The sequence below is a fragment of the Paracoccus sp. pheM1 genome (genome assembly GCF_018499825.1).
Classification (GTDB): domain Bacteria; phylum Pseudomonadota; class Alphaproteobacteria; order Rhodobacterales; family Rhodobacteraceae; genus Paracoccus; species Paracoccus versutus.
Genome location: NZ_JAGXCX010000001.1, coordinates 2,564,230 through 2,587,640 on the forward strand (window position 1 = coordinate 2,564,230; position 23,411 = coordinate 2,587,640).

Below are 23,411 nucleotides of genomic sequence, written 5' to 3' on the forward strand. Positions count from 1 at the left end.
GTGTGCAAATATCCCGGGGGGACGCTCCTGCGGCCCCCTCGAGGGGCCGCAGGAGCGGGGGGGCAGCGCCCCCCGCCGTCCCGCGCCATCCCTCAGGCCGCCGCGCCTTCGGCCCGGCCCGGATCCGGCTCGGGCAGGCCATGCGCCCGGCAGCAGGCCACCAGCGTATTGGCCAGCAGGCAGGCGATGGTCATCGGCCCCACGCCTCCCGGCACCGGGGTGATCGCGCCCGCCACCTGCGCCGCGCCCGCGAAGTCCACGTCGCCGACCAGCCGCGACCGGCCCTCCTCCTCGATGCGGTTGATGCCCACGTCGATCACCGTGGCGCCGGGCTTGATCCACTCGCCCCGGATCATCCGCGCCCGGCCCACCGCCGCCACCAGGATGTCCGCCCGCCGGCAGACCGCCGCCAGCTCGCGGGTGCGGCTGTGGGCGATGGTCACCGTGCAGTTCTCGGCCAGCAAGAGCTGCGCCATCGGCTTGCCCACGATGTTGCTGCGCCCCACCACCACCGCCTCCAGCCCCGACAGATCCCCGAGCGTCTCGCGCAAGAGCATCAGGCAGCCCGAGGGCGTGCAGGGCACCAGCGCCTTCTGCCCGATCCCCAGCAGCCCCACGTTCAGCGCATGGAACCCGTCCACGTCCTTTCGCGGGTCGATGGCGGCGATCACCGCCCCGGCGTCCATATGCGCGGGCAGCGGCAGCTGCACCAGGATGCCGTGCACGGCCGGGTCGGCATTGAGCCGCGCGACCAGCGCCAGCAGCGCCGCCTGCGGCGTCTCGGCCGCAAGCCGGTGCTCGAAGCTCGCCATCCCCGCCTCGCGCGTCTGGACCGCCTTGTTCCTGACATAGACCTGGCTCGCAGGATCCTCGCCCACCAGAACAACCGCAAGCCCGGGCACCAACCCGTGCCCAGACCGCAGCCGGTCCACAGCCTCGGCAACACGCGCCCGCACCCCGGCCGCAAAGCCCCGCCCGTCGATGATCCTTGCACCCATAAGCCATTCTCCTTGCAATGTCCGCAGCCCGCCCCAAAGCAAAAGCCCGGCCCGGCGCTACAATCTGCACCATCCCGTGCTTGAGGGGGCGGTGCGGCTGATGAGTTCGCATATCGCCGATCCGCTGCCGGCCGACCAGCTTGCCGAGCTTTCCGGTTGCAGCCTGCGCCAGCTACAGCGCTGCTTTTCGGACCACTTCGGCCTGTCGGTCATGGAGTTCTACCGGCGTTTGCGGCTGGAGAAGGCGGACGAGCTGTTGCGCCATTCCGCCCTGCCGATCGCCGAAATCACCGCGATCACCGGCTTCGCGACCATGCAGCATTTCAGCCGGTGTTTCGCGCAAGCCTTCGGCGTTCCGCCGGGACAACGCAGGCTGCAAGGGCTGGGCGCACCCGGATCGGAGGCCGTCAGCGGTAAGCGCGCATGGCGCCCGCCCATAGCAGGCGCCCGGGAATCCGTCAGATGTCCAGGGTATTGTCCCGTTCCCACTGGGTCAGATGACCGCAATAGGAATTCCACTCCTGCGTCTTCATCTTGATATAGGCAGCCGAGAAATCCTCGCCCATCGCGGCCTTCAGCCCGGCGTCGTCGTCATAGGCGCGGATCGCGTCCAGCAGGTTCAGCGGCAGCCTCGGCGCATCGGTGATGCGGTGGCCTTCGGCATACATGTCGATGTCGTGGCGCTTGCCGGGATCGGCCTTGCTGCGCAGCCCCGAAAGTCCCGCCGCGATGATCACGGCTTGCAGAAGGTAGGGGTTGACCGCGCCGTCGGGCAGCCGCAACTCGAACCGGCCCGGTCCGGGGACGCGCACCATATGGGTGCGGTTGTTGCCGGTCCATGTGACCGTATTGGGCGCCCAGGTCGCCCCCGAGACGGTGCGCGGCGCGTTGATGCGCTTGTAGCTGTTCACCGTGGGATTGGTAATCGCGGCCAGCGCCGAGGCGTGCTTCATGACCCCGCCCAGGAAATGCCGGCCCTCGTCTGACAGGCTGAGTTCCTTGCCGTCGTCGGCAAAGGCATTGCGCCCGTCCCTGGTCCAGACCGAGATATGGACATGGCAGCCGTTGCCGGTCAGGCCCATGATCGGCTTGGGCATGAAGGTGGCGCGCAGCCCGTGCTTTTCGGCGACCGAGCGGGTCATGAACTTGAAGAAGCTGTGCTTGTCCGCCGTGGCCATGGCGCTGTCGTATTTCCAGTTCATCTCGAACTGGCCGTTCGCGTCCTCATGGTCGTTCTGATAGGGTTCCCAGCCCAGTTCCAGCATGTAGTCGCAGATCTCGGCCACCACATCGTAGCGCCGCATCACCGCCTGCTGGTCGTAGCAGGGTTTCACCGCGGTATCGGCGGGGTCGGAGATCTGCGTGCCCTCGGGCGTCAGCAGGAAGAATTCCGGCTCGACCCCGGTCTTGACCACCAGGCCCATTTCCGCGGCCTCGGCCGTCAGCCGCCCCAGCACGTTGCGAGGCGCCTGCGCCAGCGGTCCGCTGTCCGACATGACGCAATCCGAAGCGACCCAGGCCACTTCCCTTTTCCACGGCAGCTGGATGACCGAGGAGGCGTCCGGCAGCGCCAGCATGTCGGCATGGGCGGGGGTCAGGTCCAGCCATGTGGCGAAACCGGCGAAACCGGCGCCGTCCTTCTGCATCTCGGCGATGGCCTGCGCCGGTACCAGCTTGGCGCGCTGCGATCCGAACAGGTCGGTATAGGAAATCATGAAGTATTTGACGCCCTTCTCACGGGCGAATTCGGCGAGATCGGTCATGCGGAAGGTTCCCGTTGGAGGAAAAGAGCTGGATCGGGGCAGGATGCGATGTCCTGCCCTCTGGTCGTTGGTTCAGAAGCCGTTCTGGCCGGGAATCCAGTTGGTGCCCGCCAGCGGGACGCCCGCCATGGCGGCGGCTTCCAGCGTCAGGGCGCAAAGATCCTCGGGTTCCAGGTTGTGGACATGGCTCTTGCCGCAGGCCCGCGCGATGGTCTGGCATTCCAGCGTCATCACGGCCAGGTAGTTGCGCAGCCGCCGCGCGCCCTCGACAGGGTCGAAACGCTTCATCAGTTCGGGGTCCTGCGTGGTGATGCCGGCGGGATCGCGGCCTTCGTGCCAGTCGTCATAGGCATCCGCCGTGGTGCCGAGCGCGGCATAATCCTCGTCCCATTTCGGGTCGTTCTCGCCCAGGGCGATCAGCGCGGCGGTGCCGATGGCCACCGCATCGGCGCCAAGCGCCAGCGCCTTGGCCACATCCGCGCCGGTGCGGATCCCGCCCGAGACGACAAGCTGCACCTTGCGGTGCATCCCCAGGTCTTGCAGCGCCTTCACCGCCGGGCGGATGCAGGCCAGCGTCGGCTGGCCGACATTCTCGATGAAGACGTCCTGCGTCGCGGCGGTGCCGCCCTGCATCCCGTCCAGCACGACCACGTCGGCGCCCGCCTTCACCGCCAGGGCGGTGTCGTAATAGGGGCGCGCGCCACCGACCTTGATGTAGATCGGCTTTTCCCAGTTGGTGATCTCGCGCAGTTCCAGGATCTTGATCTCCAGATCGTCCGGGCCGGTCCAGTCGGGATGGCGGCAGGCCGAGCGCTGGTCGATGCCGATGGGCAGGTTGCGCATCCCGGCCACCCGCTCGGTGATCTTCTGGCCCAGAAGCATGCCGCCGCCGCCGGGCTTGGCGCCCTGGCCGACGACGATCTCGATCGCATCGGCGCGGCGCAGGTCGTCGGGGTTCATGCCGTAGCGGCTGGGAAGATACTGATAGACCAGCTTTTCCGAATGCCCGCGTTCCTCGTTCGTCATGCCGCCGTCGCCGGTGGTGGTCGAGGTTCCGGCCAGCGTCGCGCCGCGCCCAAGGGCCTCTTTCGCGGGGCCGGATAGCGCGCCGAAGCTCATGCCCGCGATGGTGATCGGGATCTTCAACTCGATGGGCTTTTTCGCGAACCGTGTGCCCAGCACCACCGAGGTGTCGCATTTCTCGCGGTAACCCTCCAGCGGGTAGCGCGAGATCGAGGCGCCCAGAAACAGCAGGTCGTCGAAATGCGGCACCCTGCGCTTGGCGCCGCCGCCGCGGATGTCGTAGATGCCGGTATCGGCGGCGCGGCGGATTTCGGCGTTGATGCCGGGCGAGAAGGTCCAGCTGTCGCGCGGCAGGGTTTGCGGCGTCTTGTCCATGATATCCCTCATCAATAGGCGCCGGCGTGATCGACGTGGAAGTTGTAGAGCTTGCGGGCCGAGCCGTAGCGCTTGAATTCCTCGGGCTTCGCATCGGCGCCGGCGCGTTCCAGCAGGTCGCGCAGGATCTCGACATGCTCGGGGCGCATCTCTTTCTCGATGCAGTCCGAACCCAGCGACTTGACGGCGCCGCGCACGAACAGCCGCGCCTCATAGAGGCTGTCGCCAAGCGCGTCGCCCGCATCGCCCAGCACCACCAGATTGCCCGACTGCGCCATGAAGGCCGACATATGGCCGATATTGCCGAAGACCACGATGTCGATGCCCTTCATCGAGATGCCGCAGCGCGAACTGGCATTGCCCTTGATGACCAGAAGCCCGCCATGGCCGGTGGCACCCGCGTATTGGCTGGCGTCGCCCTCGATGACGACAGTGCCCGACATCATGTTCTCGGCCACGCCCGGCCCGGCCGAGCCGGTGACCTTGACGGTCGCCTGCTTGTTCATCCCGGCGCAGTAATAGCCGGTCGAGCCCTTGACGGTGACTTCGATGGGCGCATCCAGGCCCACGGCGATGGCATGGGCACCCTTGGGGTTCTCGATCACCCATTCGGTCTGGTTGGTCCGGGAAGCCTGCGCCTGAAGCGCCGCATTGACGTCGCGCAGCGGCGTGGTGGCAAGGTCTATGGTCTGCATCTCAGCGCTCCCAGAAATAGACGGTGGCGGGCTCGGGTTCCCAGACGCGGGCGCTCTCGATGCCGGGCAGGTTTGCAAGGGCGCGGTATTCGCTGCCGAAGGCGACGTAATCCTCGGTCTCGGCCATGACGGCGGGCTTGCAGGCGACGGGGTCGCGCACCACGCCGAAGCCATTGCGGGTGCCGACGACGAAGGTGAAGAAACCGTCCAGATCCTGCAACGTGCCTTCCAGCGCCTCGCTGAGGCTGGCGCCTTCGGCCAGGCGCGACGAGATATAGCAAGCGGCGACCTCGGTATCGTTCTGTGTTTCCGGGGCGAAACCCTTCTGGGTCAGTTCACGGCGCATCTGGTTGTGATTGGACAGCGAGCCGTTATGTACCAGGCACTGGTCGGCGCCGGTCGAGAAGGGATGCGCGCCCAGCGTCGTCACCGCGCTTTCCGTCGCCATGCGGGTATGGCCGATGCCGTGGCTGCCGGCCATCTGGCGCAGGTGAAAACGGGCGGCGACCTGTTCGGGCAGGCCGACCTCCTTGAAGATTTCCATCGCGTGGCCCGAACCCATGACGCGGATGCCTTTCCCGGCCAGAAAGACGCGGGCCTCGGGCTCTGTGCCCTCGGGTAGGGTCAGCACCGCATGAGTGTCGATGACCCGCATCCCGACCGTATCCCCCAGCGCATCGGACAGCGCCGCGTCGAGGCCACGGAATGCCGTTTCCGGGTCGTCCGACTGGACGGTGATCTTCGGCTTGCCGCCATCATTGCCGTAGATGGCGATTCCCGCGCTGTCCGGCCCGCGATCCGTCATCGTGATCAGCATGTCCGTCAGCAGGTCGCCTAGCTTCGGCTGCAATTCCTGGTTCTTCAGGAACAGACCAACGATACCACACATCCCTTGCCGTCCTCGTAATCAGCTTCGCTTACCTAATGATTACCTATGAGAAATAAAATTTCCTCAAGAGAAATATGTGGGATTCCTGCCATTGCGCATGCCGCGGAAGTCTCCTGCCGCTTCGGCGTTCAGGAAGCTCAACCATGATCGGGCAACTGCCCGGCACATGAGCAATTCGAAAACGCAGAGCTGGTGAGCCGACTAATTCCCCATCCCTGGGCACTGGGAACGGTCAGGCGCTGGCCAAGCCAGCCCAACCTCGGCCATGCAAGCGCTTGGATTTTTCGGTCCACATCAAGGACGTTTGCCGCGATATTGGCCTTTCGCGCAGTTCCCTTCCATCCACCTCTCCCCGCTGGCCGGGATCAGCGCGACGGGCCGGGGCTTCGTGCTGGAGCCGTGCGGCGTGCGCAGGATCGCCGTGCTTGCCCCGCCGGTCGAGGGCGATCACGCCGGGCTGCTGGCCCTGCTTTCCGATGGCGAGGCCTGGTCGAGTTCGAGGAGGGGCTGACCGACCGCGACTACGGCAGCCGCGAATTCATCTGCCGCGATCCCGAGGGCAACCTGTGGTGCTTCGGCACCTGGTGGCCGAAGGTCACCGACAAGGGCTGAGCATCATGGCCCCGCGGATATCGAACCGGATCGCGTGTTTCGTGGACGCCCTGCCGCTGGTGCCGGGCCATCGGGTGCTGGAGGTCGGCTGTGGCCCCGGCGTAGCGGCCCGCGAGGTCTGCCGCCGCATCGGCAACGGCTTCGTCCTCGCCATCGACCGCTCGGCCAGGGCGATCGACAGCGCGGTGGCCGGATCGAAACCCGAGATCGCCTCGGGCAGCCTCCGGTTCCGGCAGGTGGCGGTCGAGGATTTCGAACTGCTGGCCGATGAAGCGCCCTTCGACATCGCTTTCGCGATGCGTGTCGGGGCATTGGACGGCCGCCATCCGGAGATCGGGCAACGCGCCCTTGAACGATTGCGGGCCGCATTGAAACCGGCGGGACGGCTGTTCATCGACACGGGGCATCCGGTTCGGGAGATCAGGCTGGACAGGTAACGGGCTATGGATTGAGCGCGGGAATTGCCGTTGAACCCCTGCTGAATTAAACGGATGGCATAACAACAGGGGACGCTTATGGCCGATATCGACCTGCATGCCTTGTCGCTGGCCGAACTGAAGCAGCTGGAAAAGAACGTGGCCAAGGCGATCGCCTCCTTCGAGGATCGCCGCAAAGCCTGTGAGGCCCGTGCGGGGGCGGAAGCGGTGGCAAAGCAGCACGGCCTTTCTTTGAGCGATCTCGCGCATGCGGCGCCGTCCAGAAAAGGCGCTGCCTCGGCCCCCAAATACCGCCACCCGGAAAACCCGGAACGCACCTGGAGCGGTCGCGGCCGCAAGCCCGCCTGGATCGTCGAAGGGCTGGAGGGCGGCAAATCCCTCGAGGACTTCGCCATCTGACCGGGGCAGGGGGTGGTCCAGCCTCCGAATGCGGTGCGGCTGCATGTCTCCCTGGCCGGGATCGAGCCGGAGATCTGGGGGCGGCTGGTGGTTCCCTGCGACTGGACGCTGGACCGGCTGCACCTGGTCCTGCAGGCGGCCTTCGGCTGGACCGACAGCCATCTGCACGAATTCCGCATCGGCGGGTTGCGCTACGGCGATCCGGCCCTGCTGGACGACGGCTTCGGCGGCCCCCGCATCTTCGATCATACCGAGGTCCGGCTGCAGGATTTCATCGGGCGCGACGCCGGCTTCACCTATGCCTACGATTTCGGGGATGGCTGGGAGCACCAGATCCGGATAGAGGAGTGGCTGGCGCTCGGCCCGGCGCCTCGCCACGCGCGCTGTCTGGAGGGCGCGTGGGCAAGGCCGCCCGAGGCTGTCGGCGGGCCGCGGGGCTACGCGGATTTCCTCGGGATCATCCGCGATCCGGCGCACGAGGACCATCGCTCCACGCTGCGATGGGCGGGCGGGCATTTCGATCCGGAATGGTTCGATCTGGACCTGATCAACAAGGATCTGCGCAATGCGCAGCGCGTGAACGCACAGAAGGGTTAGCAGCGCGCATATCACCGACACCTGATCGCCGGATCACCTGGTCGGGGTGATGGATTGGTTGTGGTGACGGGTCTCCCACCGGCCTGGCCCGCCGCGATACCGCCGTGCGCTGATGACCATGGCCTTGGAAGCGTGAAGGCTCGGGCGTCGGCTTGGATGGTAGAGGAACAGTCGTCGAGCATCGGCGACCCGTCATCCAGCACCCGCGCCAGCGCGCCGGCTGGGATATTCGCGGCGGCGATATCCTCGGGGGCATAGGCGATGCCGAAGCCGTTAACAGGCACATCGATCATGGCGGAGCAGTTGTTGGTTCGTCGTCCGTTCACGCGACCCCACAATTCCTGTCCGCCCTTTTTCCAACTCCCAAGCATAGCGCCCCAAGCCGACAGGTCCTAAGACCTCTACGCCGCCAACCGGTTCGCCATCGCTGTCGGGCGACGTTTCGGGGTAGGCGCTGAGGGTGCCATCTCGTCTGTAATATCAAGTTTCCTCAGCGCCATGAGGGCGCTTTTCGCCATTTCCGGGGAAACCCTGTCGACGGAGGCACCGCTTGCAATTCGGATGAGTGCCTGAGTGACGGTATCCGCGCCGATCGGGATCCCGTCCTGTGCAAGGCGCAGAATCACGCGACCGAATGTAAAGGCAATCATGTCAGGGTTATTAGTGTAAAGCAAATCATTACCCTCCTAATAATATGAACCACCTGCGAGGAATCTCCAAGGGATGACCAATCTACAGTTGCATGTTTGCCAATGTCTTCACCCAGGGCAAGTGAGTTCAATGCACGGAAATCTGGAGAAAAAGGCATGACTCGCAGAAGCTTGGGTGAAAATATTGAAGCAAACACAACTTGGACGATAACTCGACGGGCATGAGAGCGTCTGTGGGAAATACCACAGGCGATGTTTACTTGGCCTCACGCCTGAACCCCTTGTTAGATCGATCTTAACCCTTGTTAGCGGAACCATTCGGCATATGTTGGCATATCTCGTTGCCGGCGTCATCGGAGGCATGACGTCGGCGGTTATCACTTTCGCACTGGGCCACGGCCGGGTCGCGGTACTCTCTTGTTATGTCGTCTTCGGCATCGCCGGCCTCATCGCCGCCATGTCGATGCGGCTGACTGTCTCATCCCGGGCAAAAAGCCGGGTGAGGTGGTGGGAATGCGGCGCGGTGAAAGATCTGCGCAGAGCCGGATAAGTGCCGCTCCTGCAGCGATGAAGGGCGGATAGCACCCTGGATCGCGCCGCCTCCCACCGATCCGAATACCAGACAAAGATACATGTTTAACCAGCCACTCGCCTCGGATGACCGGGGCATAATGGATGATTTCATTATGCTCGGCTTCACCGTGCCCGGGCTTCCGGTTTCCGCGATCTGGCTGTTTCTTAGGATTGAATATGACCCGTCAAAACCATAGCGGCAGGAATCTCTGCACCGATGCGACCAGCGTCTTTCACAGGTTGCTGGCTGAAACAGGCTACCCGCCCAGTCTCGAGGAGGTGGCCAGTGCGCTCGATGTTCCGCCTTCGACCATGATGTCCGTCTTTCGTGACGGGGCGCATCTTATGGAGGTGGCGGTGGAAAGCGCGCTGCTGCGGCTTCACGATCGCTGCATCCGGGCCACGGCGGTGATCGACGGTGCTGACCCGATCGCCCAGCTGGAAGCACTTGCCGACGCCTATATCGCTTGGGCCATCGATCATCCGGGCGTGTTCCTGGCCTTCCATTCGCCGGCTCTCGGCGCGCTGCGGGAGAATGATCGCTTCACCCGCTTCGAGCGATCGGTGATCGTGCTGATGCAGCGGCTGCTGGTCCGTGCGAAGAAGGGCGGGCTGCTGGCCGGTGAGGACAATGCGGAAGTACTGGCGGAATTGATCCGCGCCCTCATCTGCGGTGCGCTGCACAAGGTGATGCTGGAACGCCTTCCACAGGGAAAGCCGGACCCAGAAGATTTGGCGGAGATGCGTGCGAACCTTCGGTTGCTGCTGCAGCGGCTGGTCGGATAGCTGCGACCTGAGTTCTCTTTTCCCTTCGGCCTGGTTGCGGCGACGTGATTGATGAGGGCGGGCCGATACCGCGCTTTCCATGACCGGCTTTCGAGGTGGTCGCGGCAAGCTCTTCTTGAGTTGCTGGCGTCGCGCTGGCCCGCAGACCCGGCAGGGCATCGTGGCGGCAGCATGCCCTGTGAGCGAGGCGTCGGTCGACGGAGATGATCCTCGGACTCGCCGCTCGAACCATGCTCTCCGAGGAACCCGGCCTTCTCGCCCGGTAGATGCTGCGTCCCCATGTCGCGACGCCTATTGCATCCGGCCGGTCGCGGTGGCCTTGCGCCGGGCGGCACCATATTGCCGCCACAACCCCAGGGAATACAGCGCCAGCGCCGCCCAGATCAGCGGAAAGGCGATGCGTCGCGACTGGTCGAACGGCTCGCCGAAGACCAGCACCGCGCACAGAAAGATCAGCGTCGGCGCGATATATTGCAGGATGCCGACCGTGGTCAGCCGCACCAGCTTGGCGCCGTTGGCATAGAGCATCAGCGGCACGGCGGTAACCACGCCGCAGCCCAGCAACAGCAGCGTGTCGGCGCCCGCGCCCGTGCCGAAATGCGATTGCCCGGTCAGCGTCAGCCACAGCAGGATGGCCGCCGCAAAGGGGCACAGCACCAGGACCTCGAGCGTAAAGCCCTGGTTGGGACCAAGCGGCAGGCTCTTCTTGCAATAGGCGTAGAAGCCCCAGGTCAGGGTCAGCCCCAGCGCCACCAGCGGCAGGCGGCCTGCCTGCACGGTCATGATGACAACTGCGACCGCGGCCAGCGCGATGGCCATGAGCTGCGTCCGTCCCAGGCGCTCCTTCAGCAGCACCGCCCCCAGGAAGACGCTGAACAGAGGGTTGATATAATAGCCCAGCGCCGCCTCCATCGCGTGATCGTTGATGATCGCCCAGACATAGACCAGCCAGTTGACCGAGATCAGCATCGCCGTCAGCACCGCCATTGCCAGCAGGCGCGGCGTGCGCAGCGCCGCGATCACCTCGGTCGCGCGCCCTTGCCAGATCAGCACCGCCGCCGCGATGGGTAGCGACCAGATCACCCGGTGGGCGACGACCTCGACCGGCGGCACATGCGCCAGCGCCTTCATGTAAAGCGGCAGAAAGCCCCAGAGGACATAGGTCAGGATCACCAGGACCAGGCCACGGGGGGAATCGCTGTTGAGATCGGCAGGGCTGCTCATATCGGTTGCATAGGCTGCAATCCGCGGCCGTGCCAGACGCTGCGGTGCCTGGTCCGATAAGCTGGCCTCTGATCGACAATTACCAGGGGTGAAGGGGCGCCAGAATCGCGAAAAACCTGCGTCGACCCGATCGGCCTCTGCTTTTCCCTTGGTAGCAGCCCGATGGAGGATCGAGGTGGGACAAGGATATGTGCCTGAACTACATGATCCGAACCGCTGCAAGGCCAAGGAGCAGTTGAGTGCTCCGTTGGCCGACGATGACGCCCATCACCTGTTCGAGGCAGTCGTTGCCGCACTCGATGCGGAGAGGAGGTTCGATCTGCCGGCTGCTTGTATGCTCGGTAAGTCAGGGGCGGCCCCGAGCCGCCGGTCGAGAGACCGGCGACGCTGCAGCGCGGCTTTCTCAGACCGGACAGCCGTGCTTGCCGCAACGATTTGCCAGGGCTCGCCGAGACCAGGATCATCGTGGAAAGGTGGCGATGCCACGAGAATACCGTGCGCCCGCATGGATCGCTCGGCTACAAGCCTCCGGCTCGGGAAGTCTTCATCCCCGCGTTTCCAGCGCGGACAGCTCGACAACCTGGGCCAGCAACGCCGTCCGCGCTGGAAACACGACCAGCATTGCACCAACAATCAAAATGGGCCCGTCATCGGGGGCCGATGGACAAGGCAGCCGGGCGTCGATCAGGGTTCCGCAGACCGGAAGCCACGCCCCGGCGTCGCGTCAGGGTGAGGCGGATCCCTGCGCTGCATATACCAGCACGACGAGCCCTTTGGGCGGCAACGGCGAGAGCCGGGGGCGCGACCAGCATCACCGCCGGGCCGTATGCCGGCCCTGCGCCATCGCTCGATGGCGGGCAGGGGGCTCCCGATCGTCCCCCCGCGCCTGGAAGGGCCTTCACTCATGGTTTTCCCGGTCGTTACGGGCCTGGGCAGGCCGCGCCCCGGTCTACGCCTCGCGATCCTTGCGGCGCTGCGTACCGCTCCGGTGGGTAATCGCCATCAGCACCGATGGTTCCCTGAGCCGCAGCCGATGCCAACTGCCCGCTGGCACGACCTGGCCGGTCCTCGGCGTCAGTTCGACCGTGCGGAGGCCGCTGGCATTCTCGATATCAAGCTCCAGCCTGCCGGAACAGAGGATCAGCAACTCATCGCCACCGGGATGCATCTCCCAATAGTCCGGGTGAACATCCTCGGGCCGTTCGGCGGAAAAGACGGCGAGTGTCTTTCCCTCCGCCGGACCTCCGCCGGACGCCAGCGAAACCGGGCGTATTCGCGGTCCATCCTCAAGATGCAGATGGAAGCGGCTCAGGTCGAGAGCGGAATTCGTATCGGTCATGGCGTTTCTTCCTTTCCGGCCGCAGTGTCCGCGACCTTGCTTGCGTTGACGCCTGGAATATGTGACGAATTCCTCATGTTTTGTATTCGCATTCCCGTTCAGGACGGGAGGACGGTGCAGATGGATGTGAATCCACGGAAAATTCCGCGCCAAAGCCGGGCGCAGGCCACGATTCGCGCCATCATCGAGGCGACCGCTCAGGTTCTGGCGCATGCCGGGTTCGAGCGGATGACCACCGCGATGGTGGCGGAGCGGGCAGGGGTCAGCATCGGCTCGCTCTACCAGTACTATCCGAACAAGCAGGCGCTGGCGGCCGCGGTGGTCGATCATTACGGCGAGATCTTTGCTGCGCGTTTCGCCCAGGCGATTGCGGCAGGACCAGGCGATACGCTGGCCCGGACGGTCGACGCGCTTGTCGCGACCGCTTTCGAGAGCCACCCGCACGATCCACGGCTCCACAAGGTGCTGATCGAGATTGCGCCACGCGTCGGTCGTGGCGATCACAGGAAGGCGTTCAGCGCCCGGATCGCGGCACTGATCGAGACCCGGTTGCGGCGCCATGCGGGCGAACTGGCCGCCGATCTCGATCCCTCGGAGGCAGCGGTGATGCTGGAAGCCCTGCTGGAAACCGCCGCCCACCGCGCGCTCGAGCAGCATCCCGCCAGCCTGTCGACAGCGAGATTTGCAGGCGAGTGTCGGAGGATGGTCATGGCCTACCTCACATGCCCGGCGGGGCGCTCCTGAGGGAAGCTTTCATGGTGGCCGCCCACTCGCGAGCAGCCCCTTGCCGCGGTGCGCCCCCCGCCGCGGCCATGCGGATATGCCGGACGCAAGCGGCCAGCCCTGATCAGCCGGCAGCTTCCGTGACCCCGAACGCCTGCCGGAAACCGATCCTGCCTGCCGGGGTGATCTCCAGCGCCCTCGTTCCGGCGCGGCGCCGCACCCAGCCCCGATCCAGGGCATGGGTGCAGATGGCGGCGCCCAGAGCCCCGGCCAGATGCGGGCGGCGCTCGCTCCAGTCCAGGCAGGGACGGCAGAGCGGGCGGCGGCCGTGCATGTCGCGATCCGCCGCCAGAATGCCGAGGGCCTGCATCCTGGCCCGGCCGGCCTCGGTGAGGGCCGCGGCATCGCCGGCGATCTCGACCGCGCCGTTGGCCTGCAGCGCATCGGCGATGCCGACGCCCAATCGACCGGCCAGGTGGTCGTAGCAGGTGCGGGCATGGCGCAGCGCCGCCTCCTTCGGGCCGGTGCGGGGCGGGGACAGCACGAGACCGCCGGCGATCTGCATCACGCTTTCGATCATCCGCGCGACCTCGGGGCTGGCGAGGCGGTGATAGCGGTGGCGGCCCTGCTTCTCGGCGGCGACCAGCCCCACGGCCGCCAGCCGCGAGAGATGACCGCTGGCGGTCTGCGGCGTGATCGCGGCGACCTCGGCCAGTTCGGTCGCGATCAGCGCCCGGCCATCCATCAGCGCGGCCAGCATGGCGGCGCGGGCAGGCTCGCCCACGGCGGCGGCGACCTCGGCGATGCGGTTCGATGTGGCCATGGCGATCCCTCCGGCTGCCGGCATCCTAGCGCGGAAATGCGGGGAATGCTTCGGCCTTTACCGAAGCATCGCCGGCGGGTTCGCGGCCATAAGCGGCAGGACATCATCGAGAGCGTCCCATGACCCTGCCTGCATCCCCCGCCCCACCTTTCTTCGGCTGGGATGTCGTCGCCGCAACTTTCCTGCTGGCCGCTTTCGGCTGGGGCGTCGGCTTCTACGGCCCGCCGGTATTCCTCTATGCCGTCGTGGCGCGGACCGGCTGGCCGGTGCCGATGGTCTCGGCGGCGGTGACGATGCATTTCCTGATTGGGGCGGTCGTCGTCGCCAATCTGCCGCGCCTGTATCGGCGCTTTGGCGTGCCGGTGGTGACGGTGCTGGGCGCCGTGCTGCTGGCGCTTGGCATCGCAGGCTGGGCGCTGGCGGTCGAACCCTGGCAGCTGCTCGCGGCCGCGCTGGCCAGCGGCGCCGGCTGGGTCGCGATGGGGGCCGCCGCCGTGAATGCGCTGATCGCGCCCTGGTTCATCCTGCGCCGACCCGCCGCGCTCGGCATGGCCTATAACGGCGCGAGCCTGGGCGGGGTGATCTTCTCGCCGCGGTGGATCGCGCTGATCGCGGGCATCGGCTTTCTGCCGGCGGCCCTGGCCGTCGGTGGCGTCATGGTGGCCGTGGTCGCGACCCTGTCGGTGCTGGTGTTCCGGCACACGCCCGAAAGCATGGGGCAACGCCCGGATGGCGTGGAGGGGGCCGATCCCCGGCCACGAGCGCCGCGAGGCGGTTCGCCCGCGCGCCGCCGGTTCTTTGCCGACGGCAAGTTCGTGACGCTGGCCGCCGGCATGATGCTGGGGCTGTTTGCCCAGATCGGGTTGCTCGCGCATCTGTTCTCGCTGCTGGTGCCGGTGCTGGGCGAGGGCATGGCGGGGCTGGCGATGGGCGGCGCGACGCTCGCCGCGATCCTCGGGCGTTCGGTGGTGGGCTGGATGATGCCGGTCTCGGCCGACCGCCGCCTGGTCGCCTGTGCCAGCTACGGCGTGCAGGTGGCCGGATCGCTGCTGTTCCTGCTGGCGGCGGGCGAAGGCGGGGCATGGCTGATCCTTGGCATCGCGCTCTTCGGGTTGGGGATCGGCAATGCCACCTCGCTGCCGCCGCTGATCGCGCAGCAGGGGTTCACCCCGGCGGAGGTGGCCCGCGTGGTGCCGCTGATCGTCGCCATGGGCCAGGCCGGCCATGCCTTCGCGCCGGCGGCGTTCGGCCTGCTGCGCGGGGATGGCATGATCGACGGATCCGGTTCCGCGCTGCTGTTCGCCTGCGCTGCGGCGATACAACTGGCCGCGATCGGCTGCTTTCTGGCGGGGCGGGTTGGAAGGCCGGGCCGCCCTCAGCCTGACGCAACACGCCCATGATCTGGGCTTCGGTGAAACGGCTCTTCTTCATCGGAATCTCCTCGTCCATCCTGCCGAGAAAATTCCACGTCCGCATCCCCTTAACCATGGGGAGGATTACCGCAGCAGCTCACAGCCGGAAATCTGTCCAAGAAACGGGCAGTCGCTTACTGAGCCATCATTGGCATAGTTATTGCGCAGAAACCCTTCGTATCGGCTTACAGGAGCACGATGACAACGGCCCCTGAACAGCTCGAACTGCGTTCTCGATAACCGCAAGATCTAGCGAGGAACAGAAATTGAATAACAGGACAAAGGCAGGACAACCGCAGTTCCTAGCCGATCCAAACAAGCAGCATTTTATCGACGGTACATGGCGGCCATCCGCTTCCGGGGAGAGTATCGAGACATTCAACCCCGCGACCGGCAAGGTCCTGACTACACTGGCGCGCGGTCGCAAGGAGGATGTCGATGCCGCAGTTGCCGCTGCACGGCGTGCGTTCGAGGGGCCGTGGAGCCGTTTCACTCCGCAACAGCGGATGACGCTGATGATGCGAGTCGCCGAGGTCGTGGAGAAAAATTTCGACGAGCTTGCCACACTGGAATCGCTCGATATGGGAGCGCCGCTTGCGCGGACCCGTGGCATGAAAGCCGGCTTGCTGGCCATGATCCGCTACCTTGCTGCACAGGCGGTAAGCTGGACCGGCAGCACGATTCCGAACTCGCTACCTGGCAATGTCACCACGCTCACTCTGAAGGCGCCGGTGGGTGTCGTCGGCGGGGTCATCCCGTGGAACGGGCCGCTTATCAGCTTCTGGGGAATCGTGGGCGGCGCCCTGGCGACCGGCTGCACGGTGGTGATCAAGTCCGCCGAGGATGCGTCGCTGACCGCGCTGCGCACGGCGGAACTGCTGGCCGAGATCGGTGTGCCAGAAGGGGTGGTGAATGTCGTCACCGGCCTCGGCGCCGAGGCAGGCGCTGCCTTGGCTGCCCATCCCGATGTGGATCGCATCGCTTTTACTGGCTCGACCGCCACCGGTCGCGAGATCGTCAAGGCCTCTACGGTCAACATGAAGCGTGTACAGGTGGAACTGGGCGGCAAGTCGCCCGACGTGATCTTTGCCGACGCGGATCTCGACAAGGCGGTGCCCGGCGCGGCCATGGGTGTCTTTACCAATTCCGGCCAGATCTGTTCAGCCGGGACCCGCATCTTCGTGCAGCGCACCATCCAAGAGGAGTTCCTGGCCCGGATGGTCGAGTTCAGCAAGGGAATCGTCGTGGGCGACCCCTTCGATCCGAATGTGCAACTGGGTCCTCTTGTCTCGCAGCGTCAATTGGAGCGGGTGATGCATTATGTCTCGGTTGGTGGTTCGGAAGGCGCGGATCTGCGGACAGGCGGCAGCCGGCTGGGGGGCGATCTGGCGGACGGCTATTTCATCGCTCCGACCGTCTTCAGCAATGTCCACAACGACATGACCATCGCGCGTGAAGAGATCTTCGGCCCTGTCGCCTCGGTTAGGGATGATCCGTGAGATGGGGTCGAGCCAGCGCGTTCCCCGCATATGCGGGGATGAACCGTCCTGTGGAAAACAACGGCTACCATTTTCATCCTTGTTCCCCGCATGCGCGGGGGTGAACCGGCGCTGGCAGCGGCGCTGATTGAGGACGGCGACTGTTCCCCGTATGCGCCTTCATGCCACTGACCTTCGATCCGGCCTGCATGCTGCACCGCTTCCTGTCGTCGATCCCGAACTCCGTGTTCATGGTCATCGTCTATCTGCGGCTCCGGTGCCTCTTGCCCTTGGCGATCGCCCATTGGCTCCCGGATGCCGCCCCGACCCTGCTCTCGTTCTGAGCCGGGCTTCAGGTGCAGTGTGTCCGGGGCTGTGCGTCGATGGTGATGGCGATGGGGTCGCTGGCGGGGAAGGTTCCTTGCAGCGCCAGGTCGAGAAGCGTCTCGACATGCGCCGCCTGTCCCGGATCCCGGTCCCTCGCCGGCAAGGGGGTCTCGTGATCCCCGCCGGCCTCCGCGCCTGGGCTTCCGGGGCCGGGCGATCGGGCGAAATCCAGCGCGCCGCAGCTCAGGATCCTGCCGCTTGCGTCCGCGGTGATCCGAATGCGGCGGCTGGACGAAAAGAAGATCAGCCGCACCGTGCCGGCATCCTTGCCCGCGCCGCGCTCGAACCGGCTGGTGATCGTGCCGTCGCGCATGCCCTGCCGCAAATCGTCGGCGCTGATCCCGAACGCCCTGGCCAGGACGGCCGCGTCGATCCGGGCGCCGTCCTGCTGCAAGTCGATCCCAGGCATCGCCGCCTCTCTTTCCCGGCCTCACTCGGCCGCCACCACGCGCCCTCCCGGACCCGCTCCGGGCCAGGCGCAATCCTCCAGCGTCGTGCGGTCCAGCTCGGCCATGAAGGCCTCGCGCGCCGCGGAAAGCTGCGGCCGCAGGCGGCAGTGCGGCCGCAGGACGCATGCACCGCCGTCGGCGCGGAAACATTCCACGATGGCGAACTTGCGCTCCAGATGGCGCACCACCTGCCCCAGCGTGATCTCATGCGCCGGGCGCATCAGCCGCAGCCCGCCGGACCTGCCGCGCTCGGACCGCACGAAGCCGCCAAGCCCCAGGTCGCTGACCACCTTGGCCAGGTGATGCTGCGAGATGGCGAACTCCCTGGCGATCTGCCCGGTCGAGATCGGCTTTTCCGGCGCCCCCGCCAGGCGCATCAGCACCCGCAATCCGTAGTCGGTAAAGGTCGCAAGACGCATCGGCTCTCCTGAATTGGTATTGACAATACCGATTATGTGGGCGGATATTCGGCATTGCAAGTACCGAATATGGGCTTCGCGCATCCTCCTGCCCCGCGGCGCCCGACTCACCGTCAGATCCCCCGCTCATGGAGACAGCCATGCCCCAGACCACATTCCCATTGCACGACCGGACGGTCGGCGAGATCGCCGCGCGGCTTCCCGGCGCGTCCGGCGTGTTCCGCCGCTTCGGCATCGACTTCTGCTGCCACGGAGAGGTGCCGCTGGCCGAGGCGGCCAATCGGCGCCAACTGGACCTTGGCGCGCTCGAGGCGGTCCTGGGCGACCTCGACCCGCTGGCGATCCCCGATGCGCCACGCGAGACCGGGGCGCTGATCGACCATATCCAGACCCGCTATCACCAGGCGCATCGCCGGCAGATCCCCGAGCTGATCGCGCTTTCGCGCAAGGTCGAGGCGGTCCATGCCGGCCACCCGGAGGTGCCCGGCGGCCTGGCCGACCTGCTGCAGCGGATATGGGGCGAACTGGAGGTGCACATGAAGAAGGAAGAGCTGATCCTGTTCCCGGCCATGCGCCGGCAGGCGGCGGACCGGATCGCCGCCCCCATCGCCGAGATGCGGCACGATCACGACGATCACGGCGCCTTCCTGGCGGAGCTGGCGCGGCTGACGCAGGACCATACCCTGCCCGAGGGCGCCTGCCGGACCTGGCAGGCGCTTTACGCCGGGACCGCGCAGCTGCGGGCCGACCTGATGGAGCATATCCATCTGGAAAACAACGTGCTGTTCCCGCGCTTTGAAAAGGCCGCATGAGGCCCGCTGCCCGCCCGCTGTTTCATGCGGCGCCGCCCGCCGCCGGCGCCGCATCCGACGCCCCGAAGCCCGCCTTTTGCCACCCCTTCAAGGAGGAGGTTCCATGGTCCGACCCGGTTGCATCCTCGCCGCCTCGCTGGCGCTGCTGCCGGCTGCCGGCCTTGCCCAGACCGGCCAGCCCGCCACGACCGCGGCGGCGGAAGAGACATGGCTGCCCAGCCTGCAGACCCGGACGCCGCAGCAGGGCTTCGACCTGGCCATCGGCATGGCGCGGCGGGCGGTCGGGACGACCCAGCCCGATGTCGCGGCGCTGAGGGCGGGGCGGCCGGGCTATGCGGCCGATGCGGGCAGGCTGATCGACGTCTCGGCTGTGGCGGCGGCCTGGTTCGCGACCATCGCCGCGGCCAACGACTATTGGCGCGAATGAACCTGAACGGAGGACGATCATGGCCGACATCTCCATGCCCAAGGCCAGCGCCGCGCTTGCGGCAAGGCGGCACGCGCTGGCGCCGGCGACCGACGATGCCTTTCTGGCGCTGTCGAAGGCGGTCTTTGCCGACGGCGCGCTGGACAAGCGCACCAAGCAGCTGATCGCGGTCGCCGTGGCCCATGTCACGCAATGCCCCTGGTGCATCGAGGGCCATGTCAAGGGTGCCCGCCGCGAGGGCGCCAGTCCCGAGCAGATCATGGAGGCGATCTGGGTCGCGGCCGAGATGCGCGCCGGGGCCGCCCATGCCCATGCCAACAAGGCGCTTGCGGTGCTGGACCAGATCGATGGCGCGTGAAGCCTGCCCATGCCCTGCTGCCGTCCCTTGCGGAACATGGCTAGGGGTCGAGGCCTGCATGAAGGGCGCGGCGGCAGTCCGGCAGATCACCGCGAGGCTCGATGCCACCCTTGGCCTTGCCGATAGCCGCAGGGCCGGCCAGGTCGCCCTGCCGCCGCGCCCGACCATCCGCGTATCCGCAAACCGGAGCCTGCACAGATAAAGGACAGGACCATGTCAGCCCAGATCAGCGACAGCATCGAAGAGAAGCGGGGGTTCTTCACCCGCTGGTTCATGTCGACGAACCACAAGGACATCGGCATCCTTTACCTGTTCACCGCCGGGACGGCCGGGCTGATCGCCGTCACCTTCACCGTCTACATGCGGATGGAGTTGCAGCATCCCGGCGTGCAATACATGTGCCTGGAGGGGATGCGGCTGGTCGCGGACGCCTCGGCGGAATGCACGCCCAACGGCCATCTGTGGAATGTCGTCGTGACCTATCACGGCATCCTGATGATGTTCTTCGTGGTGATCCCGGCGCTGTTCGGGGGGTTCGGCAATTATTTCATGCCGCTGCACATCGGCGCCCCGGACATGGCCTTCCCGCGGCTGAACAACCTCAGCTATTGGCTCTATGTCTGCGGGGTCTCTCTTGCCATCGCCTCGCTGCTGTCGCCGGGCGGCAACGACCAGCCCGGCGCGGGCGTGGGCTGGGTGCTCTACCCGCCGCTCTCCACGACCGAGGCCGGCTATGCGATGGACCTGGCGATCTTTTCCGTCCATGTCTCGGGCGCCAGTTCGATCCTGGGTGCGATCAACATCATCACCACCTTCCTGAACATGCGCGCACCGGGGATGACGCTGTTCAAGGTGCCGCTGTTTGCCTGGGCCGTCTTCATCACCGCCTGGATGATCCTCTTGTCGCTGCCGGTGCTGGCCGGGGGGATCACCATGCTGCTGATGGACCGCAATTTCAGCACCCAGTTCTTCGACCCGGCTGGCGGCGGCGACCCGGTGCTTTACCAGCATATCCTGTGGTTCTTCGGCCATCCCGAGGTCTACATGCTGATCCTGCCCGGCTTCGGCATCATCAGCCATGTGGTCTCGACCTTTGCCAGGAAGCCGATCTTCGGCTACCTGCCGATGGTGCTGGCCATGGCGGCCATCGCCTTCCTGGGCTTCGTGGTCTGGGCGCACCACATGTATACCGCCGGCATGTCTCTGACCCAGCAGACCTATTTCCAGATGGCGACCATGACCATCGCCGTGCCCACCGGCATCAAGGTGTTCTCGTGGATCGCGACCATGTGGGGCGGCTCGATCGAATTCAGGACGCCGATGCTCTGGGCCTTCGGCTTCCTGTTCCTGTTCACCGTCGGCGGCGTGACCGGGGTCGTCATCGCCCAAGCCCCATTGGACCGGGTCTACCACGACACCTATTATATCGTGGCGCATTTCCACTATGTGATGTCGCTGGGCGCGGTCTTCGCGATCTTTGCCGGGGTCTATTACTGGATCGGCAAGATGTCGGGCCGGCAATACCCGGAATGGGCCGGAAAGCTGCATTTCTGGATGATGTTCATCGGCTCGAACCTGATCTTCTTCCCGCAGCACTTCCTGGGCCGCCAGGGCATGCCGCGCCGCTACATCGACTATCCGGTCGAGTTCGCCTACTGGAACAACATCTCCTCGATCGGCGCCTATATCAGCTTCGCGTCCTTCCTGTTCTTCATCGGCATCGTGTTCTACACGCTCTTCGCCGGCAAGCGCGTGAACGTGCCGAACTACTGGAACGAGCATGCCGACACGCTGGAATGGACCCTGCCCTCGCCGCCGCCGGAGCATACCTTCGAGACCCTGCCCAAGCGCGAGGACTGGGATCGCGCCCAGGTGCATCGGTAGGCAAGGCGGCCCACGGGTCCATAAGGAAGCCGGAGGCAGCCCGGCCTCCTCGCGATGCGCAAAGCGGACCATCGGCCCAGGGCAAGAGAATTGCGTTAGAAATTCTAATGCTTCCCGAGAGGATATTCTCGTTTGCCCCAATGAGGCTATCGGGGAATAAACCGCCTGTCCGGGTCGCGGGGTGCCTTGGCGGAGATGAACGGTCATCAGCCCCGGCCAATTGAATTCACATGCCGGACCCTGCTTTCGTCCGCCGGAGCCTCCGGTGGCGCGGGTTCCGGTTGCCTGGTCGGAAAAAGCGCCCAGGTCGAATGTTGGGGGGAGGATGCAGGCCGCGTCCCGGCATCCGCGGCCCAAGACAGGCTGGCGCGGCCCAGGGTTTTCCGGGGGCTTCACGACCAGCGACTTCATGGGCCTGCGGAGGAGCCACGTCGGTGGAAGGGCCATGAAAACCGCGATGCGTATCGGGCCGCTTCCGCCAGCCTTCAGCGGAACGCCCAGTTCTGAGCCCAGGAAGGTATTCTATGGCCATATCCATTTTATCCGGCGGACCCGCGATGCGCGACGCCTCGGGACGGCTGCCGATCGACGAGGCGCGGCTCAAGACCATTCATGTCGTGGCGGCCGCGGCCGTCCTGGGCGGCGCGGTGCTGGACGGCTACGTCCTGGGCATCGTGGGGCCGGCGCTGTCCATCGCCAGGCAGGAAATGCAGCTTTCGGCGATCAGCCAGGGCCTGATCGCATCCAGCGCGCTGATCGGGGTGTTCATCGGCGGGCTGTTCTTTGGCAATCTGGCGGATCGTTTCGGCCGCCGTCCGGTCTTCGGCTGGAACCTGGCGGCCTTTATCGTGCTGTCGCTGCTGCAACTCTTCGTGCAGGATGTCTGGCAACTGGTCGCGATCCGGCTGGCGCTGGGGCTGGCGATCGGCGTCGAATATGCCGTGGGCTCGTCGGTGCTGGCGGAATTCTCGCGCCGCAAGGGCAGGGGCGTGCTGCTGGGCTGCTTCTCGATCGGCTGGCAGGTGGGCTTTACCGTCGCCTTCGTCGTCGGCTCGTTCTATGACGGCGACAACTGGCGGATGCTGCTGGCCTCGAGCGTGATCCCGGCGCTGATCACCTTCGCCTTGCGGATAACCCTGCCCGAGACGCCCATGTGGCTGAAGGGGCAGGGCCGCGATGCCGAGGCGCAGGCGATCGTCGACCGGCATTTCGGCGCGGAATATGCCATCCCCGACGTCGACCCGAACCCGCGGCACGCCTCGCCGCGCGAGCTTTTCACGGCCGAGACCTGGCGGCAGACGCTTTATTCCGGCTTGTTCTGGTTCTGCCAGGTCGGTCCGTTCTTCGGCATCTTCACCTTCATGATGCCGGTGCTGGAATCGCTGGGCCTGCAGGACGCGACCGCGGTGGACATGTCGCTGAACGCCATCCAGATCGCCGGGGCCGTGGTCGGCGTCTTCATGCTGCACTGGATGAGCCGGCGCGGCTTCGTCATCTGGACCTTCGTGATCGTGCTGCTGACCTTCCTGGCGCTGGGCCTGTTCCCGCAGGCGCCGACCTGGTTCATCGTCGCGCTGTTCGCGATCTACATGTTCGTCGCCCCGGCCGCGAACAACATCCAGTTCGTCTATCCGCCCGAGATCTTCGATACCCATGTGCGGGCGACGGGGGTCGGCTTTTCGGCCGCCTTCTCGCGCATATCGGCAGCGGGCGTGACCTATCTTCTGCCCTACCTGCTGCAAAGGTTCGGCTTTTCCGCGACCGTGATCATGATGGCCGCCTTCCCCTTGCTGGGGCTGGTCCTGTCGATCCTCTGGGCCCCGGAAACCAAGGGCAAGCACTTGCGCTGAACGCCGGGCGGGGGCTTGGGCCCCCGCCA

The 23,411-nt window shown here is 65.9% G+C and carries 24 protein-coding genes and 1 pseudogene; 15 read left to right on the top strand and 10 right to left on the bottom strand.

Going from position 1 to position 23,411, the window contains the following annotated elements; genetic code table 11:
• Positions 1-92: 92 nt before the first annotated feature.
• A complete protein-coding gene (folD, locus tag KF941_RS13020; RefSeq protein WP_214273516.1) occupies positions 93-998 on the bottom strand; it encodes a bifunctional methylenetetrahydrofolate dehydrogenase/methenyltetrahydrofolate cyclohydrolase FolD in 906 nt (301 codons plus the stop codon).
• 100 nt (positions 999-1,098) lie between these two features.
• Between folD and KF941_RS13025 the strand changes: the two genes are divergently transcribed.
• Positions 1,099-1,536, top strand: coding sequence for a helix-turn-helix domain-containing protein (locus KF941_RS13025; RefSeq protein WP_240540295.1), 438 nt, complete (start codon positions 1,099-1,101; stop codon positions 1,534-1,536).
• Here KF941_RS13025 and glnT read toward each other — a convergent pair.
• The 4 genes from glnT to KF941_RS13045 all read right to left on the bottom strand — a co-directional run bounded on the left by glnT (position 1,457) and on the right by KF941_RS13045 (position 5,743).
• The gene (gene glnT, locus KF941_RS13030) at positions 1,457-2,761 is read right to left on the bottom strand and encodes a type III glutamate--ammonia ligase (protein ID WP_214273518.1); all 1,305 of its coding nucleotides are present in this window, start codon (positions 2,759-2,761) and stop codon (positions 1,457-1,459) included. The two genes, KF941_RS13025 and glnT, sit on opposite strands and share 80 nt — an antisense overlap.
• A gap of 72 nt (positions 2,762-2,833) precedes the next feature.
• On the bottom strand, positions 2,834-4,159 hold the full coding sequence (locus tag KF941_RS13035) for an FMN-binding glutamate synthase family protein (RefSeq protein WP_072464342.1): 1,326 nt from the start codon (positions 4,157-4,159) through the stop codon (positions 2,834-2,836).
• A gap of 11 nt (positions 4,160-4,170) precedes the next feature.
• Positions 4,171-4,854 carry a GXGXG domain-containing protein gene (locus KF941_RS13040; RefSeq protein ID WP_036761223.1) on the bottom strand — a complete coding sequence of 228 codons (684 nt, stop codon included), beginning with the start codon at positions 4,852-4,854 and terminating at the stop codon, positions 4,171-4,173.
• A gap of 1 nt (position 4,855) precedes the next feature.
• Entirely contained in the window at positions 4,856-5,743 is an 888-nt protein-coding gene (locus tag KF941_RS13045) for a glutamine amidotransferase family protein (protein ID WP_036761224.1), read from the bottom strand.
• A 617-nt stretch (positions 5,744-6,360) separates the two neighbouring features.
• On the opposite strand from KF941_RS13045, the gene KF941_RS13055 reads away from it, so the two are divergent.
• From KF941_RS13055 to KF941_RS13070, 4 genes are all read left to right on the top strand, one after another.
• Entirely contained in the window at positions 6,361-6,792 is a 432-nt protein-coding gene (locus KF941_RS13055) for a class I SAM-dependent methyltransferase (protein WP_214273519.1), read from the top strand.
• A 78-nt stretch (positions 6,793-6,870) separates the two neighbouring features.
• Entirely contained in the window at positions 6,871-7,191 is a 321-nt protein-coding gene (locus tag KF941_RS13060) for an H-NS histone family protein (RefSeq protein WP_214273520.1), read from the top strand.
• Between the two features lie 12 nt (positions 7,192-7,203).
• A complete protein-coding gene (locus tag KF941_RS13065) occupies positions 7,204-7,788 on the top strand; it encodes a plasmid pRiA4b ORF-3 family protein (RefSeq protein ID WP_214273521.1) in 585 nt (194 codons plus the stop codon).
• 1,400 nt (positions 7,789-9,188) lie between these two features.
• Positions 9,189-9,797, top strand: a complete 609-nt coding sequence (locus KF941_RS13070; protein ID WP_214273522.1) for a TetR-like C-terminal domain-containing protein — start codon at positions 9,189-9,191, stop codon at positions 9,795-9,797.
• Between the two features lie 291 nt (positions 9,798-10,088).
• Here KF941_RS13070 and rarD read toward each other — a convergent pair whose 3' ends face one another.
• Positions 10,089-11,021, bottom strand: a complete 933-nt coding sequence (gene rarD, locus KF941_RS13075) for an EamA family transporter RarD (RefSeq protein WP_214273523.1) — start codon at positions 11,019-11,021, stop codon at positions 10,089-10,091.
• A gap of 444 nt (positions 11,022-11,465) precedes the next feature.
• On the opposite strand from rarD, the pseudogene KF941_RS13080 reads away from it, so the two are divergent.
• Positions 11,466-11,561, top strand: a pseudogene (locus KF941_RS13080) (integrase core domain-containing protein); the annotation flags it as partial.
• A 409-nt stretch (positions 11,562-11,970) separates the two neighbouring features.
• On the opposite strand, the gene KF941_RS13085 reads toward KF941_RS13080, so the two are convergent.
• The gene (locus KF941_RS13085) at positions 11,971-12,360 is read right to left on the bottom strand and encodes a cupin domain-containing protein (RefSeq protein WP_214272927.1); all 390 of its coding nucleotides are present in this window, start codon (positions 12,358-12,360) and stop codon (positions 11,971-11,973) included.
• Positions 12,361-12,480: 120 nt separating this feature from the next.
• Here KF941_RS13085 and KF941_RS13090 point away from each other — a divergent pair, with 120 nt between their 5' ends.
• Complete coding sequence (locus tag KF941_RS13090) at positions 12,481-13,104, top strand: TetR/AcrR family transcriptional regulator (protein ID WP_214272926.1); 624 nt, start codon at positions 12,481-12,483, stop codon at positions 13,102-13,104.
• Positions 13,105-13,207: 103 nt separating this feature from the next.
• Here the strand turns inward: KF941_RS13090 and KF941_RS13095 are convergent, their stop codons facing one another.
• Positions 13,208-13,906, bottom strand: a complete 699-nt coding sequence (locus KF941_RS13095) for a helix-turn-helix domain-containing protein (protein WP_214272925.1) — start codon at positions 13,904-13,906, stop codon at positions 13,208-13,210.
• Between the two features lie 119 nt (positions 13,907-14,025).
• Here KF941_RS13095 and KF941_RS13100 point away from each other — a divergent pair, with 119 nt between their 5' ends.
• From KF941_RS13100 to KF941_RS13110, 3 genes are all read left to right on the top strand, one after another.
• The gene (locus KF941_RS13100) at positions 14,026-15,306 is read left to right on the top strand and encodes an MFS transporter (protein ID WP_214273524.1); all 1,281 of its coding nucleotides are present in this window, start codon (positions 14,026-14,028) and stop codon (positions 15,304-15,306) included.
• Positions 15,307-15,584: 278 nt separating this feature from the next.
• Entirely contained in the window at positions 15,585-16,817 is a 1,233-nt protein-coding gene (locus KF941_RS13105) for an aldehyde dehydrogenase family protein (protein ID WP_214273525.1), read from the top strand.
• 161 nt (positions 16,818-16,978) lie between these two features.
• Entirely contained in the window at positions 16,979-17,140 is a 162-nt protein-coding gene (locus KF941_RS13110) for a hypothetical protein (protein ID WP_181820578.1), read from the top strand.
• A gap of 8 nt (positions 17,141-17,148) precedes the next feature.
• Here KF941_RS13110 and KF941_RS13115 read toward each other — a convergent pair whose 3' ends face one another.
• Together KF941_RS13115 and KF941_RS13120 are read right to left on the bottom strand one after the other, a co-directional pair.
• Complete coding sequence (locus KF941_RS13115) at positions 17,149-17,592, bottom strand: DUF6522 family protein (RefSeq protein WP_214273526.1); 444 nt, start codon at positions 17,590-17,592, stop codon at positions 17,149-17,151.
• Between the two features lie 21 nt (positions 17,593-17,613).
• Positions 17,614-18,051, bottom strand: coding sequence for an Rrf2 family transcriptional regulator (locus KF941_RS13120; protein ID WP_214273527.1), 438 nt, complete (start codon positions 18,049-18,051; stop codon positions 17,614-17,616).
• 140 nt (positions 18,052-18,191) lie between these two features.
• On the opposite strand from KF941_RS13120, the gene ric reads away from it, so the two are divergent.
• From ric to KF941_RS13145, 5 genes are all read left to right on the top strand, one after another.
• Entirely contained in the window at positions 18,192-18,863 is a 672-nt protein-coding gene (gene ric, locus KF941_RS13125) for an iron-sulfur cluster repair di-iron protein (RefSeq protein WP_114536727.1), read from the top strand.
• Between the two features lie 103 nt (positions 18,864-18,966).
• Positions 18,967-19,290, top strand: coding sequence for a hexameric tyrosine-coordinated heme protein (locus KF941_RS13130; RefSeq protein ID WP_214273528.1), 324 nt, complete (start codon positions 18,967-18,969; stop codon positions 19,288-19,290).
• Positions 19,291-19,309: 19 nt separating this feature from the next.
• Positions 19,310-19,648, top strand: a complete 339-nt coding sequence (locus tag KF941_RS13135) for a carboxymuconolactone decarboxylase family protein (RefSeq protein ID WP_214273529.1) — start codon at positions 19,310-19,312, stop codon at positions 19,646-19,648.
• 213 nt (positions 19,649-19,861) lie between these two features.
• Positions 19,862-21,532, top strand: coding sequence for a cytochrome c oxidase subunit 1 (locus tag KF941_RS13140; protein WP_214273530.1), 1,671 nt, complete (start codon positions 19,862-19,864; stop codon positions 21,530-21,532).
• A 557-nt stretch (positions 21,533-22,089) separates the two neighbouring features.
• Positions 22,090-23,382, top strand: a complete 1,293-nt coding sequence (locus KF941_RS13145) for an MFS transporter (protein WP_240540296.1) — start codon at positions 22,090-22,092, stop codon at positions 23,380-23,382.
• Positions 23,383-23,411 lie beyond the last annotated feature (29 nt).